Origin of the sequence: Streptacidiphilus jeojiense, assembly GCF_000719095.1 — a bacterium.
GTDB lineage: Bacteria > Actinomycetota > Actinomycetes > Streptomycetales > Streptomycetaceae > Streptacidiphilus > Streptacidiphilus jeojiensis.
Genome location: NZ_JOEH01000001.1, coordinates 275359 through 292215, shown reverse-complemented (window position 1 = coordinate 292215; position 16857 = coordinate 275359). Strand labels below are relative to the sequence as shown.

Annotated in this window: 14 protein-coding genes; 9 read left to right on the top strand and 5 right to left on the bottom strand. The window is 73.7% G+C overall.

Going from position 1 to position 16857, the window contains the following annotated elements:
- Positions 1–362: 362 nt before the first annotated feature.
- Positions 363–1838, bottom strand: a complete 1476-nt coding sequence (yczR, locus tag IF29_RS0101265) for a MocR-like transcription factor YczR (protein WP_030248414.1) — start codon at positions 1836–1838, stop codon at positions 363–365.
- Positions 1839–2036: 198 nt separating this feature from the next.
- Here yczR and yczE point away from each other — a divergent pair, with 198 nt between their 5' ends.
- The 5 genes from yczE (at position 2037) to IF29_RS0101240 (ending at position 5165) form a co-directional block, all read left to right on the top strand.
- A complete protein-coding gene (yczE, locus tag IF29_RS0101260; protein WP_232241984.1) occupies positions 2037–2663 on the top strand; it encodes a membrane protein YczE in 627 nt (208 codons plus the stop codon).
- Between the two features lie 167 nt (positions 2664–2830).
- Positions 2831–3112, top strand: coding sequence for a DUF6504 family protein (locus IF29_RS0101255; RefSeq protein WP_232241983.1), 282 nt, complete (start codon positions 2831–2833; stop codon positions 3110–3112).
- 33 nt (positions 3113–3145) lie between these two features.
- The gene (locus IF29_RS0101250; RefSeq protein ID WP_198037235.1) at positions 3146–3730 is read left to right on the top strand and encodes an SAV_6107 family HEPN domain-containing protein; all 585 of its coding nucleotides are present in this window, start codon (positions 3146–3148) and stop codon (positions 3728–3730) included.
- 42 nt (positions 3731–3772) lie between these two features.
- On the top strand, positions 3773–4525 hold the full coding sequence (locus IF29_RS0101245) for a methyltransferase domain-containing protein (RefSeq protein ID WP_030248406.1): 753 nt from the start codon (positions 3773–3775) through the stop codon (positions 4523–4525).
- A 253-nt stretch (positions 4526–4778) separates the two neighbouring features.
- Positions 4779–5165: a DUF3040 domain-containing protein gene (locus tag IF29_RS0101240; RefSeq protein WP_030248404.1), complete on the top strand. Its 387-nt coding sequence runs from the start codon at positions 4779–4781 to the stop codon at positions 5163–5165.
- Positions 5166–5252: 87 nt separating this feature from the next.
- On the opposite strand, the gene IF29_RS0101235 is transcribed toward IF29_RS0101240, so the two are convergent.
- The 4 genes from IF29_RS0101235 to IF29_RS0101220 form a co-directional block, all read right to left on the bottom strand.
- Entirely contained in the window at positions 5253–7718 is a 2466-nt protein-coding gene (locus IF29_RS0101235; RefSeq protein ID WP_030248403.1) for a transglutaminase TgpA family protein, read from the bottom strand.
- Positions 7715–9088: a DUF58 domain-containing protein gene (locus IF29_RS0101230; RefSeq protein ID WP_063757400.1), complete on the bottom strand. Its 1374-nt coding sequence runs from the start codon at positions 9086–9088 to the stop codon at positions 7715–7717. The genes IF29_RS0101235 and IF29_RS0101230 overlap by 4 nt, the downstream gene beginning before the upstream one ends.
- An 85-nt stretch (positions 9089–9173) precedes the next feature.
- Entirely contained in the window at positions 9174–10160 is a 987-nt protein-coding gene (locus IF29_RS0101225) for an AAA family ATPase (protein WP_051724775.1), read from the bottom strand.
- 276 nt (positions 10161–10436) lie between these two features.
- Complete coding sequence (locus IF29_RS0101220; RefSeq protein WP_030248397.1) at positions 10437–10988, bottom strand: beta-class carbonic anhydrase; 552 nt, start codon at positions 10986–10988, stop codon at positions 10437–10439.
- 513 nt (positions 10989–11501) lie between these two features.
- Here IF29_RS0101220 and rsmH point away from each other — a divergent pair.
- From rsmH to IF29_RS0101200, 4 genes are all read left to right on the top strand, one after another.
- On the top strand, positions 11502–12437 hold the full coding sequence (gene rsmH, locus IF29_RS0101215) for a 16S rRNA (cytosine(1402)-N(4))-methyltransferase RsmH (RefSeq protein ID WP_030248395.1): 936 nt from the start codon (positions 11502–11504) through the stop codon (positions 12435–12437).
- Between the two features lie 79 nt (positions 12438–12516).
- A complete protein-coding gene (ftsL, locus tag IF29_RS45765; RefSeq protein WP_232241969.1) occupies positions 12517–13173 on the top strand; it encodes a cell division protein FtsL in 657 nt (218 codons plus the stop codon).
- Between the two features lie 16 nt (positions 13174–13189).
- Positions 13190–15178 carry a peptidoglycan D,D-transpeptidase FtsI family protein gene (locus IF29_RS0101205; RefSeq protein ID WP_030248391.1) on the top strand — a complete coding sequence of 663 codons (1989 nt, stop codon included), beginning with the start codon at positions 13190–13192 and terminating at the stop codon, positions 15176–15178.
- Between the two features lie 14 nt (positions 15179–15192).
- Complete coding sequence (locus IF29_RS0101200) at positions 15193–16854, top strand: UDP-N-acetylmuramoyl-L-alanyl-D-glutamate--2,6-diaminopimelate ligase (protein ID WP_030248389.1); 1662 nt, start codon at positions 15193–15195, stop codon at positions 16852–16854.
- Positions 16855–16857 lie beyond the last annotated feature (3 nt).

Here is a 16857-nt window from a genome sequence, read left to right as displayed (position 1 = left end):
CCGTTCCCCGGGGCGATCACTGAGTACCCGTACTCAGTCCTACCCATGCGGCTGGATGAGTAGAAGCGCGGATACCCCCCGACCTGCGCAAAGGGCAGAGTATGGAGCACCGGGAAGCACCGGTGACGGACTGGTTCGGGACCGCACCGCCGACACGGGGCGGCGGAGCGGGACCCGGCCAGAGGCGACACGGACACGTCGCCGTCCGGCCTCCTCGCAGGGGGAGGGGCAGGGGGATCCGGGGGGATCACGGGGGGAACGGGTGGGGCGGTGCCTGCAGGCCGGCGGAACGATCCGCCGGGACGCAGACACCGTCCCTTCCCCGTAGGCGGATCCATGGGCCGATCCGTCGGCCGATCCGTTCAGAGCAGTGAGAACTCCACCGGTCCCGCCGTGCCGGCGCCGGTACCGGCCGCGCTCGCCGCGGCGAGGCGGCGGACGGCCTCGCGCAGCACCTCCGGCGGCTGGGCGTAGGGCAGCCGGACGAAGCGCTCCAGCACGCCGTCCACGCCGAAGCGCGGGCCGGAGCCGATCCACACGCCGAAGCGCTGGGCCGCCTCGGCCAGTGCGCTGCCGCCCATCCCGCCGTCCCCGGTCCGGACCCAGAGCGACAGGCCGCCCTGCGGCATCCGGAAGGTCCAGTCGGGCAGCTCGGTCCGGAGCGCGGTGGTGAGCGCCTCGCGCTGCTCCCGGTTCCGGTCCCGCTGGAACGCCAGCACCTCGGGCAGGCACTCGGCCAGCAGATGACGGACCGCCAGCTGTTCGACCACCGGCGAGCAGACGTCCAGGCTGGCCCGGTCCGCGCAGATGCGGCGGATCAGGTCGGGGGCCGCCCTGATCCAGCCGATCCGCAGGCCGCCCCAGAAGGTCTTGCCGGCCGAGCCGACGGTGATCGCCGTGCCGCTCCGGTCGAAGGCGGCCAGCGGGAGCACCGGGGGGACGTCGTCGATGGCCATCTCGGCGATGGTCTCGTCCACGATCAGCCGGGTGCCGGTGGTCCGGGCCAGGGCGGCCAGCTCGCGGCGCTGCTGATCGGACATCAGCAGTCCGGTGGGGTTCTGGAAGTCGGGGATGACGTACGCGAGCGCGGGCGCGGCCTCGCGCAGGGTCCGGCTCCAGGCGTCCATCGACCAGCCCTCCTGGTCCAGCGGGACCGGCACCGCCCGGCCGCCGACGAAGCGGATCGCCTGCAGCGCGTTGGCGTAGCTGGGGGACTCCACCGCGATCCGCTCGGCCGGTCCGCCCAGGGCGCGCAGCAGCAGCGTCAGCGCGGCGGAGGCGCCGCTGGTGATCATGATCTGGTCCGGGGTGGTGGGCAGCCCGCGCTGGGCGAAGCGCTCGGCGACGGCCTCCCTGAGCACCTGCAGCCCGGCCGGGAAGGTGCCGTGGGTCCGGGTGTAGGCGGGCAGTTCTGCGACCGCGGCGGTCATCGCCCGGGTGATCCAGGGCTCGGCGGCCGGCCGCGCGGCGATGCCCAGGTCGATCACCCCGCCCCGGTCGGTCGGGTACGGCGAGAGGCCGGCCACCGGCATCGGCCGTCCCTCGGGCAGCGCGGTCCAGCTGCCGGAGCCCCGACGGCTCACCAGGAAGCCCTCGTCGCGCAGCAGTTCGTAGGCGGCGGCCACGGTGGTCCGGCTCAGGCCCAGCACCGTGCACAGCTCGCGTTCGGCCGGGAGCCGGGTCTCCACCGACACGCGTCCGTCCAGGACCAGCGTGCGCAGCGATCCGGCCAGGGCGCGGTAGGCGGGTTCGCGCGACCGCTGCCAGCTGCCCAGCGCGCGGTCCAGCTGGGTCGCGCCGATGGAGGAGCGAACGACCACGACCAGTCCACCTCTCATTGATTGGCCCTGGAAGGCCGGTCCACTTTCCCCCAGGGTGGCATCAGTACCCGAGGAATCCAAGGGGGGCCACCCGTGCACCGACCGACCGCCGACCGACCGCTCCGGCTGTTCCGACCGCTCCGGAACCGACCGCCCGCGCAGCTGGCCCGCCGGCTGGTCCAGCTCTACGTCGGCCTGGCCCTGTACGGGGCGAGCATGGCGCTGCAGATCCGCGCCGCGCTGGGGCTGGACCCGTGGGACGTCTTCCACCAGGGCCTGACCAGGCACATCGGGCTGTCCTTCGGCACCATCACCATGATCGTCGGCGCCGCCGTACTGCTGCTGTGGATACCGCTGCGCCAGCGCCCGGGCCTCGGCACCGTCAGCAACGTCTTCGTCATCGGCCTGTCGGTGGACGCCGCGCTCGCGCTGCTGCCGACCCCGCACGGAGTCCCGCTGCGGATCTGCCTGTTGATGGCGGGGATCGTGCTCAACGGCATGGCCGGCGGCCTCTACATCGGCGCCCGCTTCGGTCCGGGCCCGCGCGACGGCCTGATGACCGGCTTCTGCCGCCGGACCGGACGCTCGGTCCGGCTGGTCCGCACCACCATCGAGGTCACCGTGCTGGTGGTCGGGGTGCTGATGGGCGGCAGCGTCGGCATCGGCACGGTGGCCTACGCGCTGGCCATCGGCCCGCTGGTGCAGATCTTCCTGCCGCTGTTCACCGTGCCGGGCGGTCCGGCCGCGTCGGGGTCCGGGCCGGAGGCGGCCGCCCCCGCCGTCGCCCCCGCCGTCGCGCTCGAACGCGAACTCGTCGAGCCCGCAGAGCCCGTGGCCCGGTAGCGGACGGCGGCCCCGGCCGGATTGTCAGTGGTGGGGTGCAGCATGGCGCTGAGGGTCCGACCCGGGGCCTGCGGCATTGACGCAGGCCCGTGGGTGGGGGCTACCCTGAGGTTGTTCGAACGTAGATTCGAATAAGCGTCGATGGCAGGGAGAGGGAGGTGGCCGCGATGGCGGGGATGCCGAGCAGCACCGCGCGTGGGGCAGGACAGGCCGACCCGATCGAGGTCAGGGGCGGCCAGGAGCAGCCCACGCACTTCCTCTGGCGGGACCGGGTCTACGCCGTGCGCGAGGTGCTCGGCCACTGGACCGGGGGCCGCGAGGTGTGGCGGGTGCAGGCCAGCCCGGGCCGCTGCTTCGCCAGCGACGTGTACGACCTCAGCCTCGACCGCGCCGCCGGGCGCTGGACTCTCACCCGTACGCCGCTGCCGCGTACGCCGACGCCCGCCTGACGGCCGGATTCGAACGGGAGGACTGAACCAGCCATGAGCGACAAGGTGATCCCCACAGCACAGGTGCTGCAGTTGCCGCTGCAGGCGGCCAACCCGGCCGGTCCCGCCAACCCCGCCGGCCGGGTCGACTCCGCGGCCAGGCCCTACCGTCCGCCCTCGGACGTGCATCCGGTGCTGCGCCGGGCCGGGGCGCCGCCGGCCGCGCTGGACCTGCTGGCCCAGGCCTACCGGGGCCTGGACGAGGCCCGGAGCATGGAGGGCCCGCTGGAGCGCTACGCGGTGGCCCATCTCGCCGCGCTGCGGGCCTCGGCCGCGGTGCTCGCGGTGCGCGGCGTCCCCGAGGAGGGCCCGCGCAAGCGCGGCCGGATCCGCAGCGCCTGGGAGGTGCTGCCCGAGGTCGCCCCGGAGCTGGCCGAGTGGGCGGTCTACTACGCGGCGGGCGCCCCCAAGCGCGCCGCGGCGGAGGCGGGCATCGCCTCGGCCGCGACCATGCGCGACGCCGACGACCTGATCCGCAACACCGCGCTGTTCGTCCGGATGGTGCAGCGGCTGGTCGCGCTCAACCCGGTCCGCAGCGCCGAGGCTTCGGAGGGCTCCGCCGACCAGCGCGCGGTCTAAGGTTGGGGCAGCCAGATCCAGAACCTCCCGAGGAGCCCCTCCGTGTACCCGACCCGCCCCCGCAGTTCTCTCCGGACCGCCGTGGTGTGGGAGGTGGTCAGCGCCGCTCTCGCCCGCCGGGCCGGGGAACTGGGCCGACCGGTGCTGGACGTCCTGGACACCGGCGGCGGCACCGGCAACTTCGCCGTGCCGGTGGCCCGGCTCGGACACCGGGTCACCGTGGTCGACCCCAGCCCGGACGCGCTGTTCGCCCTGGAGCGGCGGGCCGCCGAGGCCGGGGTCACCGATCTGGTGCGGGCCCTGCAGGGGGACACCCAGACCCTGGCCGACCTGGTCGAGCCCGACAGCGTCGACGCGGTGCTCTGCCACGGGGTGCTGGAGGTCGTCGACGACCCGGCCGAGGCGCTGGGCCAGCTCACCGCCGGGCTGCGCAAGGGCGGACTGGTCAGCCTGCTCGCGGCCAACCGCAACGGCGCGGTGCTGGCCCGGGCCATCGCGGGCCACTTCGCCGAGGCCCGGACCGTCCTGGACGACCCGGACGGCCGATGGGGCGGCAACGACCCGATGCCGCGCCGTTTCACCGTCGAGGAGCTGCGCGCGCTGGCCGAGGGCGCGGGGCTGCGGGTCGCCGAGGTGCACGGCGTACGGATCTTCGCCGACCTGGTCCCCGGAGTGCTGGTGGACACCGAACCCGGCGCGGTCGAGGCGCTGCTGGCGCTGGAGCAGGCGGCCGCCGCCCAGCCCGCCTTCCACGCCATCGCCACCCAGCTGCACCTGCTCGCCGAACTGGACTGACGCAGCGGCGCACCTCACAGCGGCTCACAGCGACCTTGGAAACTTCGGTGCCGTTCCGGCCGTTCTAGGGATGGCTCCGATGGCGCACCGTGCCCCAAAAAGGCACGGTCGACCGTATGATTCGGGTAAAGCCAGCAAGGCATGACAGACCTGCCGGTGGGGCATAACGCAACACAAGCGGGATCCAGGGAGGACTGTCTGTCCTGACGGGGACGGCGGCGGTCGCCAGCAGCGACCAGAGTAGGAGGACGACGTGCCGCTCTCGGAGCACGAGCAGCGTCTGCTCGAGCAGATGGAGCGAGCGCTGTACGCCGAGGACCCCAAGTTCGCGACAGCGCTTGAAGGTACCGGCCTGCGCGCCCGTAGCCGCCGGACGATGTACGCGGCCGCGGCGGGCTTCGTGGTGGGTGTCGCCCTGCTCATGGGTGTCGCCGTGACCGGGCTCTGGTGGATGGGCGTGGTGGGCTTCGCGGTCATGCTGGCCTGCGCCGCGATCGCGTTCACCGCCTGGCGCCGGGCCCCCAGGATCGGTGTCGCCGACCCGCGCACCGGGGCGCCGCTGCGCAGGCGCAAGACCGGCGTGGTGGACCGCATGGAGCAGCGCTGGCAGCGCCGCCACGACGAGCAGCGCGGCGCCTGACCGGCGGAAGCACCGGACGGAGCAGGACCCGAACCGTAGAAGGCCCGGGGCCGGCAGCGGAAGCTGCCGGCCCCGGGCCTTCCCGGCTCACTGCTCCTCGCCGTCCTCCGTCCGGCGCCCGCGCCACCGCAGCCGGTCGGTCAGCGACTGCCAGCTCTCCCGCAGCCCGCGCACCAGCCGGGCCGAGGAGGGCGGGAAGAGCACGGCGCGGATCCGCACCGAGGGGCGGGCCGAGGCACGCAGCCCGTGCCGTACCGCCCTGACGTCCTGGCGCAGCGCGGTCGGCGGGGACGAGCTGGGCGCGTACAGCACCTGTTCGGTGGCCAGCGCCAGCCGTCCGGCCGCCGCTCTGGGCTCCTCCTCCAGGGCCCCCAGCTCGACGATCCTGGCCACCGTGCGCCGGGGCGTCTCGGCCTCGTCCGGGGGGATGCCGACGTCCCAGGCGGAGTCGATCATCTCGCGCCAGACCAGCAGCACCTGCTGGTCGCTCAGCTCCAGGGCCGTGCCACCGCGGCGCGGCGCGGGCGCCCCGGCCGTGGTCCCGGCGGCGCCGGGGCCGCCGGGACCTCCGGAGCCGCCGCCGGGGCCGTGCGGCAGGCGTCGGCGCAGCCGGTGGCTGCGGGCCCGCAGCCGCCACAGCATCGGGGTGAGCAGGATCAGCACCAGCAGGCCGGCCAGCACCAGACCGGTCAGCTCCAGCGGGGTCGGCCAGGACGAGCCGGTGCCGGTGCCGGTGGCGCCGGTGGCCGAGTCCTGGCCGCAGAAGCCCGCCCGGCGCTCCTGCACCGGGCAGCCGGCGCTGGTGCTGGCGGTGGGTCCGGTGGAGGTGCTGGTCTGGGTCGGCGCGGTCGAGGCGGCCGAGGTGCCGCCGGAGGTGGTGGCCACGGTGTAGTCGGGGGTGAAGCCCACGTGCGGGGTCGGCTCGAAGCGGATCCAGCCCACTCCCGAGAAGTAGAGCTCCGGCCAGGCGTGGGCGTTCTTGGTGCCGACCTTCCAGCTGCCGTCCGACTGCTGCTCACCGGGGGTGAAGCCGATGGCCACCCGGGCCGGGATGCCCAGCGAGCGGGCCATCGCGGCCATCGTCCCGGCGAAGTGGACGCAGAAGCCCTTGCGGTTGCGCAGGAAGTCCACCATGGCGTTGCTGCTGGTGTCGTCCTTCACGGTGGTGTCGTAGGTGAAGCCGCCGGTGGTGGTGAACCAGTTCTGCAGGGCCACCGCCTTGTCGTAGGCGGTGGTGGCGCCGTGGGTCACCGAGACGGCGGTGTCGTGGATCACCGTGGGGAAGTTCTTCGGCAGCGCCAGATAGGTCTTGGTGATGTCGGCCGGGGCCGGCCCGGCCGCCTTGAGGGCGTCCTCGGACGGGTCCAGCGCCAGGCTGTTGACGGTGTACTGGAGGCCGCCGGCGTTCTGGCCGCCGTCGCCGATCAGGGTCCGGCCCTCGGGCTCGTACTTCCAGTCGCCGGGCACCTGGACCGAGGTCGCCGGATAGGGCATCGGCAGCCACTGCTGGACGTAGCCGGACTCGGTGCTGATCCTGGTCTGCACCGCCGTCTCGGGGGTGTTGTTGTCCAGGCCGGTCGGGTAGGGCAGCGGGTTGGGCACGTTCTGGACCTGGTGCTCGCTGGGGGTCCAGGCGACGCCGTTGAAGTCGTCCAGGTCGACGATCCGCAGGTACTGGTCGCCGGGGCTCTGCGAACTGGTGGTGTAGGTCAGGATGTTGACGTTGACGCTCTTGTTGAGCGAGGCGCCCAGCGAGGCCAGCGGGTTGACCGCGGTGATGATGTCGCCGTCCGAGCCGATCCCGCCGCCGCCGTGGCCGAGCCGGCCCACCAGGCCGGTACCCAGTCCGGGCAGGGCCAGCGGCAGCAGCAGCCCGATGGCCAGGGCGGCTCCGGCGATCCGGTAGCCGGTGCTGCTGAGCGGGTTGCCGCCGGTGGTCCCGGCCAGGGTGGCCGGGGTGCCGTGGAAGACCCGGCCCCAGCGGGACAGCCGGTCCTGGCCCTCGGCCATCAGCAGCGACAGGTAGCCGAAGGCGGAGAGCAGGAAGTACAGCCACAGCGCGCCGTGCGGATGCAGCCCGGTGCCGACCGAGTACAGCGCCAGCAGCGGCAGCCCGGCCAGGGCCACCCGCTGGTAGGTGGCCACCAGGGTGTCCACCACCAGCCCGATCAGCACCACCGAGCCGACCAGGATCAGCCGCAGGCCCTCGTGGGCCGGGGCCGGGGCGGCGTACTGGCCCATGTCGGTGATGCCGTCGCTGATCTCGCCGGTCAGGGTCTGCCAGGCGCCCGGGCCCGGCAGTATCCCGCCGACGGCGGTGCTGCTCGCGTAGAACAGCGTCAGCAGCAGCACGATCAGCAGCAGTTGGGCCAGCGGGACCAGCGGTCGCGGCACCGCGAGCCGGCGCAGTCCCAGCCCGGCCGCGGTGACCAGGGCGATCACGAAGGCGGCCTGGATCAGCCAGTAGGCGGGGGTGATCAGCGGCCACAGGCACAGCGCCGTCAACAGGGTCGCGGCGGCGCCGGAGAACGCGATCCGGGTACGCCCGTTCATGCGAGGCCCCTCTCCTGGGACGGCTGCTGGGACGGCTGCTGGGACGGCTGGGCCTTGCGGAAGGACTCCGGCCGGAAGGACTCCGCGGGCTGGTACGAGCCGGGGACCGAGGAGCGGCCGGCCCGCTGCCACAGGTCGGGCAGCGAGTCGCCGGAGCGGGCCGCCAGCACGGTCCAGCCGGCCTCGTGCAGCAGCCGGACCTGGTCGGATCCGGCGGGCGCGGGGCCGGCCGGGGCGACCGCGTCGGCGGCCAGACCGCGCAGGGTCCAGCTGGGGCTGTCCAGCAGCACCGCCACCGCGGTCGCGGTGCGCCGGCGCAGCCGGGAGAGCTCGGCCAGCTGCTCGTCCTCCAGCGAACCGAGCAGCGCCACCACCAGGCCCTCGCCGCCGAGGCGGAGCACCTCCTCGGCCGGGGCCAGGCCCTGGCCCTCGGAGAGCTGCACCATCGCCAGGGTGTCCAGCAGCAGTCCGGCGGCCTCCTCGGAGGCCCCGCCGAGGCCGCTGCCGCCGGCCCCGGTCACCGCGTCCCCGGTGTCGGTGAGCAGGCGTACCGCGTAGCCGCGCTCCAGCAGGTGCAGGCTGATCGAGGCGGCGGCGCTGACGGCCCATTCGAACGAGGAGGCCGGGCCGTTGCCCCGGTGGCCCGCGGACCTGGTGTCCAGCAGGACGGTGGCCCGGCTGCGCAGCGGCTGCTCCTCGCGACGGACCATCAGTTCGCCGTACTTGGCGGTGGAGCGCCAGTGCACCCGGCGCAGGTCGTCGCCGTGCCGGTACTCGCGCGGCACCACGTCGTCCTCGCCGGCCAGGGCGACGGCCCTGGAGTGGCTGTCGCCGTAGCCGGTCCACTCGCCGGTGAGCCTGACCGGGGCCAGCCGCTGCACCTGGGGGACCACGGTGAGGGTGTCGGCGGCGGTGAACGAGCGGGTCAGCTCGCACAGTCCGAAGGGATCGCCCAGGCGCAGCTGGAGCGGGCCGAGCGGATAGCGTCCGCGCAGGTCGGAGCGGACCCGGTAGGACACCTCGCGGTGCCCGCGGGGCTCCACCCGGTCCAGCACGAAGCGCGGGCGCGGTCCGAGCACGTAGGGGACCTTGTCCTCCAGCATCAGCAGCCCGGTGGGCACCCGGGAGACGTTGTCGACCCGCAGGTGCACCCGGGCCTCCTGTCCGGCCGGGGTGCGCGAGGGCGTCAGCCGCCGCCCGCTGGCGACCCGGTACCGGGTGCGCATCAGCATCAGCACGCTGACCAGCGGGAGCGCGGCGAGCAGCAGCGCGATCTTGAGCAGGGCGGGCTGGCCGAGCAGGTAGGAGCAGAGCGCGGCGGTGATCCCGGCGGCCAGGAAGGAGCGGCCGCGGGTGGTCAGTCCGCGCATCCCGGTGCGGAAGGTGCTGCCCCGGCCCGCCCCTCGGGGAGGCGGCGTCCTCGGCGGCGTCCTGGGCGGTGCGGCGGGCGGCACGTCAGCGCGCCGGGTGCGGGATGGGCAGCTGCAGCACCAGGTCGCGGACGACCTGCTCGGTGGTGCGCCGGCCGAGGACGGTCTCCGCGGTGGGCAGCAGCCGGTGCGCCAGCACCGGGACGGCCAGGGCCTGCAGGTCGTCCGGGATGACGTACTCGCGGCCGTCCAGTGCGGCGGCGGCGCGGGCGGCCCGCAGCAGGTGCAGGGTGGCCCGCGGCGAGGCGCCGAGCCGGAGTTCGGGCGCGGTGCGGGTGGCCGCGACCAGGGCGACGGCGTAGCGGCGCAGCTCGTCGGCGACGTGCACCCGGCGCACCGCGTCGATGGCCTTCACCACGTCGTCGGCGTGGGCGACCGGGCGCAGGTCGGCCAGCGGGGAGGCGCCGCCGTGCACGTCCAGCATCTGCAGCTCGGCGTCGGCGCTGGGGTAGCCGATGGAGATCCGGGCCATGAAGCGGTCGCGCTGGGCCTCGGGGAGGGGGTAGGTGCCCTCCATCTCGATGGGGTTCTGGGTGGCCACGACCATGAACGGGGACGGCAGCGGGTAGCTGGTCCCGTCGACCGTGACCTGGCCCTCCTCCATCGACTCCAGCAGCGCGGACTGGGTCTTCGGCGAGGCGCGGTTGATCTCGTCGCCGACCACGATCTGGGCGAAGATCGCGCCCGGCTTGAACTCGAAGTCCCGGCGGTTCTGGTCGAACACGCTGGTCCCGGTGATGTCCGAGGGCAGCAGGTCGGGAGTGAACTGGATCCGGCGCACGGTGCAGTCCACCGACCGGGCCAGCGCCTTGGCCAGCAGCGTCTTGCCGACGCCGGGCACGTCCTCGATCAGCAGGTGGCCCTCGGCCAGCAGCACGGTGAGGGCCAGCCGCACCGCCTCGGGCTTGCCCTCCAGCACGCTCTCCACGGAGGCGCGGACGCGCTCGACGACGGCGCCCAACTCGGCCGTTCCGAGGCCCTGCGGCACTCCCGCCGCCGCCGAAGGCGGCATCCCCCCGGCCTGGTGGTCCAGACTGGCGTGCTCGTTGAAGGTGGTCACCCGGTTACTCCTTGGCCCGTGTACGGGGCCGCGACCGGGCTGCCGGAATTGCCCCAGCCTCGGTCCTGGCCCCTCCGTGTGCGTCGACACGGCAGATGCATTGTTCCCTGTTCGGACCGACTACGTCACTCGACCGGACGAATAGCAGCTCAATGTTCCCGTTATTCGTCCGTTATGGACCGGTTATCCGACGCCAGGAGGGGCCATTGACTCTATGTCATGGTTTGGTCAGGGCTGGATCTCGCGCAGCAGGCCGGTGGTCACGTCGAACACAAAACCCCGGATGTCGTCGCGGTGCAGCAGGAACGGGGAGGTGCGGACCCGGGCCATCGACTGGCGGACGTCCTGCTCCAGGTCGGTGAAGGACTCCAGGGCCCAGGACGGCCTGATGCCGACCTCGTCCTCCAGCTCGCGCCGGAAGTCCTCGGTGAGGCTGAGCAGACCGCAGCCGGTGTGGTGGATCAGCGCTATCGAGCGGGTGCCCAGGGCGCGCTGGCTGACGGTGAGTGAGCGGATGGTGTCGTCGGTGACCACGCCGCCCGCGTTGCGGATGACATGGCAGTCGCCCAACTGCAGGCCCAGCGCGGCGTGCACGTCCAGCCGGGCGTCCATGCAGGCCACCACGGCGACGTGCTGGACCGGACGGGCGTCCATGCCGCCGTCGCGGTAGCCGGCGGCGTAGTCGCGGTTGCGGGCGACGAAGCTGTCGATGATCGAGGGGGAGCCGGTCGCGCTGGACGCAGCGGCCTGGGCGGAGGGCAGGTCGGGGGTCGTGGTCATACCTCTGACGTTAGTGGGAACCAGCGGTACCGCCAGCCCCGGACGGGGGTACGGAGCAGCGCTGTGACGCACCGCATACGCGCACGGGCCCGGTCGGCGGTACGCGCCCCGGCTCTGCTCCATTCGCGTGATCTTCCTCCGGGAGGGGTGGTGCGGCTGCCGGACATCGGCGTGGCGCGCCCCTCGGCGCCGTTCCGAAATGCAGGCTGACCTGCGGGTTAATCGGCGTGCGCCGGGGGGCGTGCGCCGTCGCATCCGATTGACCGGGGGACGCCGTGGAGTAAAGTGACGCGACGTTCGGCGCAGGGTTCCCACAACGGCGCGGAACGCTTCTCCTCACCCGCACGACGCGCACGTACCGGCCCGGCCTCCACCCGCTCCTCACCCGCTGCCGCCCCTTCCCCGGTGGCAGAGGGTTCCTTCCCCAAGGCGAGCGGGCGGGGACCAGGCGGCACGTGCCCCCATGAGAGGTACCCATTGAGCAGCGGCCCGGAGGCCAAGCACGTCCCGGTGATGCTCCAGAGGTGCCTGGACGTCCTCGCCCCGGCACTGACCGCGCCCGGGGCCGTCGTCGTCGACGCCACGCTGGGGCTCGGCGGCCACAGCGAGGCGCTGCTGCGCACCTTCCCGGAGGCCCGGCTGGTCGCCGTCGACCGCGACCCGGCGGCGCTGCGCCTGGCGGGGGAGCGGCTGGCCCCCTTCGGGGAGCGCGCGACCCTGGTGCACGCCGTCTACGACGAGATCCCGCAGGTGCTCGCGGACCTGGGCATTCCCGCTATTGAGGCCGCGCTGTTCGACCTCGGCGTCTCCTCGATGCAGCTGGACGAGGCCGACCGCGGCTTCGCCTACGCCCAGGACGCGCCGCTGGACATGCGGATGGACCAGACGACCGGCATCAGCGCTGCCGAGGTGCTCAACACCTACTCGCACGGCGATCTGGCCCGGATCCTCAAGGTCTACGGCGAGGAGCGGTTCGCCGGGAAGATCGCCTCGGTGATCCTGCGCGAGCGCGAGCGGGAACCGTTCAGCAACAGCGCGCGTCTGGTGGAACTGGTACGCAATGCCATTCCCGCGGCCACCCGCCGCACCGGCGGCAACCCGGCGAAGCGCACCTTCCAGGCCCTGCGGATCGAGGTCAACGGGGAGCTCTCGGTCCTGGAGCGCGCCATCCCCGGCGCGCTGGACGTGCTCGCGGTCGGCGGCCGAATGGCCGTCATGTCGTACCACTCGCTGGAGGACCGGCTGGTCAAGCAGGTCTTCGCGGCGGGGGCGACGGCCACGGCGCCGCCCGGTCTGCCGGTCGTACCGGAGGAGCACCAGCCCCGGCTGAAGCTGCTCACCCGGGGAGCGGAGCAGGCGACGGAACAGGAAATCGCCGAGAACCGCCGCGCCACACCCGTTCGACTGCGCGCGGTGGAGAGAATCAGAGCGTCCGTCAGGCAGGGGTAGCGGCGGGCGGGTCCGACCGGACCGGGCCGGCACGGAGTCGGCGCAGAGGCCGAACGGCGCAGCGAAGGAGCGGATGCAGGTGGCTCTCGGAAGAGTCGCGGGGGGGACCTCCCCGGCACGCCGGCGACCGCGGCCCGGCGCGGGGCGGACCGGGCGCGCAGCCGGCCGGGGCCCGTTCGCGGCGCTGGTCGTGCTGATACTCGCGGGCGGCCTGATCGCGCTGCTGCTGCTCAACACCGCGCTCAACCAGGGCTCCTTCCAGCTCACCAGGCTCCAGCAGCAGACCGACAAGCTGACCGACGAGCGGCAGGGCCTGCAGCAGCAGATCGGCTCCTGGTCGGCACCTGACGCCCTGTCGGCACGGGCCCGCAGGCTGGGCATGGTGCCCGGCGGCAACCCGGCCTTCCTGCGGGACGACGGGACGGTGCTCGGCAGCCCGGCCCCGATCGAGGCGGGCGCGGTGCCGCCGGTGGCGCAGCCGACCGCGAGCCCGTCGGCCAGCCCCAGCCCCAGCGCGAAGCCGAGCGCCAAGCCGAGCGCCAGTGCGCATGCGAGTGCGAGCGCCGGTGCGAGTGCGGTGGTGAAGGCCGATGCCAGGACCGCCGCCACCGCGAGCACGACCGCGGCCGCCACCGCAGGCACGACCGCCTTCAAACCGGGCACACGCACGAGCACAGGCACCGGCGTCAAGCCGGGCGCCACGCCCTCCAGCACGCCGACCGGCACCGCCCACTGACGGGGAGACAGCAGCCATGACCGCCCCCCGCCCACCGCGGCAGCGCCCCCCGCACCAGTCCGCCCGGCCCTCCGGCCGGCCGCAGCCCCGGCCGTCCGGTCGCCCCGCCGCCCGTCCGGCCCCGCGCCCGGCCCGGCTGCGGCTGGCCACCCCCCGGCGCCGGCTGCGGCTGCTGGTGGTCTCCCTCGGCGTGGTGCTCACCCTGTTCGTCGGCCGGCTGGTGCAGCTCCAGTTCGTGGACTCCTCCTCGCTCGCCGCCGCGGCCACCGTGAGCCTCTACCGGACCGACCCGCTGCCGGCCCCGCGCGGCTCGATCACCGACGCCGACGGCCGGGTGCTGGCGACCACCGTCGACGCCTACGACATCACCGCCGACCCCTACATGTTCACGCCGAGCCAGGCCCACATCGACGACGCGCCAGCGCAGGCCGCACAACTGCTGTCGCCGATCGTCGGGGTGCCGGTGGCGACCCTGACCAAGGCGCTCACCTCCACCGGCAAGGGCGACCGCTACGCGCTGCTGGCCAAGCAGCAGTCGCCGCAGACCTGGAACCAGATCACCGCGCTCCAGACGAAGCTGACGAAGACCGCCTGGAGCGGCCACTGCCTGACCGAGAACAACCTGGCGCTGAAGGCCGGGGACGACGGCCGGGTCGACGACGCCTGCGCCAACGTGCTGAACGGGGTGTTCCACGCCCAGCACGCCAAGCGGGTCTACCCGGACGGCTCGCTGGCCGCCAACGTCATCGGCTTCGTCAACAGCGACGGCGTCGGCAGCGGCGGCCTGGAGCAGCAGTACGACGCGCTGCTGAAGGGCAAGGACGGCAAGGTCACCTACGCCCAGTCCGGCGGCCGGGAGGTGCCCACCGCCGGGCAGCGCGAGACCGCCGCGGTGCCCGGGTCGACGCTGCGGCTCACCCTGGACCGGGACATCCAGTGGGACGCCCAGCAGGCCATCACCGACGAGGTGCAGGCGGCCGGCGCCGAGCGCGGCTACGTCATCGTCCAAGACGTCAGCAACGGGAAGATCCTGGCGATGGCGACCTCGCCCGGGTTCGACCCCAACGACCTGGCCCAGGCCGACCCGGCCAACCTGGGCAACGCCGCGCTCCAGGACGCCTACGAGCCGGGCAGCGTCAGCAAGCTGATGACCATGGCGGCGGTGCTGCAGCAGGGCGTGGCCACCCCGCTGACCCACGTCACCGTCCCCGGCACGCTGCCCAGGGCCGACCGGGTGTTCCACGACGACGTGGCCCACGGCACCGAGCAGCTCACCCTGAACGGCGTGCTCGCGCAGTCCTCCAACATCGGCACCATGCTGGCCGCCGAGCACCTGGGCTCCACCCAGAAGCAGGCGGACCAGGTGCTGTACGACTACCTGACCAAGTTCGGCATCGGCCAGCCGACCGGTCTGGGCTTCCCCGGCGAGACCCAGGGCATCCTGGCCCAGCCGAGCAAGTGGTCCGGGTCGCAGCAGTACACCATCCCCTTCGGCCAGGGCCTGTCGGTGAACGCCCTGCAGACCACCTCGGTCTACTCGACCATCGCCAACGGCGGGGTCCGGATCGCCCCCAGCCTGGTCGCCGGGACCACCGGCCCGGACGGACGGTTCGTCCCGGCCGCGGCCCCCAAGGAGACCAGGGTGGTCAGCGAGCAGACCGCGAAGACCCTGTCCCAGATGCTGCAGTCGGTGGTCGCCAGCCAGGAGGGCACCGGGGTGATGGCGCAGATCCCCGGCTACCTGGTGGCCGGCAAGACCGGCACGGCCAACCGGGTCGACCCGGCCACCGGCCGCTACTCGGGCTACACCTCCTCCTTCATCGGCTTCGCGCCCGCGGACAAGCCCAGGGTCACCGTGTCCTGCGTGATCCAGGACCCGGTCAACGGGCACTTCGGCGGTGAGCTCTGCGGACCGGTGTTCAAGCAGGTCATGGAGTTCGCGCTGAAGACCCTCCAGGTGGCGCCGACCGGCGCCGCGGCGGCGAACCTGCCGGTGAACTGGTGAAAGGCAGTGATGGCATGACCCCTCCCACCGATCCCAAGGCTTCGCACGCACCCTCGCTTGGCCCCGGGCGGGGCGGTACCGGTAACCTCACGGCCGTGCACCGAAGTGATCAGGAGACCCCGCCCCCGACGCGTGGAGCAGCGGCACCGCCCCGCCCGCAGGGACTGCCCGCCGTCCCGCTCGCCCAGGTCGCGGCCCTGCTGGGGCTGGACGCCGCGGGTCCCTGGCCCGGCGCGGTCACCGGCATCACCCACGACTCCCGGGCGGTCCGTCCCGGCGACGTCTACGCGGCCCTCCCGGGCGCCAACGCCCACGGCGCGGCCTTCGCCGCGCAGGCGGCCGCCAACGGCGCCGTGGCCCTGCTCACGGACCGCGACGGGGCCGTCCGCGCCGCCGACTGCGGGGTGCCGCTGCTGGTGGTGGACCAGCCCAGGGCCCGGATGGGAGCGCTCGCCGCGGCCCTCTACGGCCGCGCCGCCGAGCGGCTGCTGATGATCGGCATCACCGGCACCAACGGCAAGACCACCACCGCCTACCTGGTCGAGGGCGGGCTGCGCGGCACCGGCCGGGAGACCGGCCTGATCGGCACCGTGGAGATGCGGGTCGGCAGCGAGCGGATCAAGAGCGAGCGGACCACGCCCGAGGCCACCGACCTGCACGCGGTGCTGGCCGTGATGGCCGAACGCGGCGCGGACGCGGTGGTGATGGAGGTCTCCAGCCACGCCCTGGTCTTCGGCCGGGTCGACGGCGTGGTCTACGACGTCGCGGTGTTCAACAACCTGACGCCGGAACACCTGGACTTCCACCCGGACATGGAGGACTACTACCGGGCCAAGGCCGGGCTCTTCACGGCACGCCGGGCCAAACTGGGCGTGGTCAACCTGGACGACCGCTACGGCCGCAGGCTGGCCGCCGAGGCGGAGATCCCGGTGGTCACCTACTCGGCCACCGGCGACCCCGACGCCGACTGGCGGGCCGAGGCCGTGCACCTGGGCCCGGCCGGATCGACCTTCCGCGCGGTGGGTCCTGACGGCGCGTCGGTCGATGCCTCGGTGCCGCTGCCGGGTCCCTTCAACGTCGCCAACGCCCTCGCCGCGATCAGCGCCCTGGCATGTGCAGGACTACCGCTGGAGGAGGTCGCCGCCGGGATCGCCGCCGTCCCCGGGGTGCCCGGCCGGATGGAGCGGGTCGACCGAGGCCAGCCCTACGTGGCCGTGGTGGACTACGCCCACAAGCCCGACGCCCTGGAGGCCGCGCTGCGCTCGCTGCGCGAGGTCACCAAGGGACGGGTGCACGTCGTGGTCGGCTGCGGCGGCGACCGTGACCCCTTCAAGCGCGGGCCGATGGGCGCCATCGCCGCCCGGTTCGCCGACACCGCCATCCTGACCAGCGACAACCCCCGCTCGGAGGATCCGCTGGCGATCCTGCACGCCATGCTCGGCGGCGCCGCCGAGGTGCCCGAGGCGGAACGCGGTGCGGTCCTGGTCGAACCCGACCGGGCCCGTGCCATCGCCGCCGCGGTCGCCCTGGCGCATGCCGGCGACTGCATCCTGGTCGCGGGCAAGGGCCATGAGCTCGGCCAGTACGTCCGCGACGAGATCCGACCCTTCGACGACCGTGCCGTGCTGGGCGAGGCGATCCTCGCGTCGCATCGCGACGGCGACGCCAAGGAGTAGAGC

Coding starts and splice junctions, on each gene's coding strand:
- yczR (WP_030248414.1), bottom strand. CDS start 1,838: ATGAGAGGTGGACTGGTCGTGGTCGTTCGCTCCTCCATCGGCGCGACC.
- yczE (WP_232241984.1), top strand. CDS start 2,037: ATGGCGCTGCAGATCCGCGCCGCGCTGGGGCTGGACCCGTGGGACGTC.
- IF29_RS0101255 (WP_232241983.1), top strand. CDS start 2,831: ATGGCGGGGATGCCGAGCAGCACCGCGCGTGGGGCAGGACAGGCCGAC.
- IF29_RS0101250 (WP_198037235.1), top strand. CDS start 3,146: ATGAGCGACAAGGTGATCCCCACAGCACAGGTGCTGCAGTTGCCGCTG.
- IF29_RS0101235 (WP_030248403.1), bottom strand. CDS start 7,718: ATGAACGGGCGTACCCGGATCGCGTTCTCCGGCGCCGCCGCGACCCTG.
- IF29_RS0101230 (WP_063757400.1), bottom strand. CDS start 9,088: ATGCGCGGACTGACCACCCGCGGCCGCTCCTTCCTGGCCGCCGGGATC.
- IF29_RS0101225 (WP_051724775.1), bottom strand. CDS start 10,160: ATGCCGCCTTCGGCGGCGGCGGGAGTGCCGCAGGGCCTCGGAACGGCC.
- IF29_RS0101220 (WP_030248397.1), bottom strand. CDS start 10,988: ATGACCACGACCCCCGACCTGCCCTCCGCCCAGGCCGCTGCGTCCAGC.
- rsmH (WP_030248395.1), top strand. CDS start 11,502: ATGCTCCAGAGGTGCCTGGACGTCCTCGCCCCGGCACTGACCGCGCCC.
- IF29_RS0101205 (WP_030248391.1), top strand. CDS start 13,190: ATGACCGCCCCCCGCCCACCGCGGCAGCGCCCCCCGCACCAGTCCGCC.
- IF29_RS0101200 (WP_030248389.1), top strand. CDS start 15,193: ATGACCCCTCCCACCGATCCCAAGGCTTCGCACGCACCCTCGCTTGGC.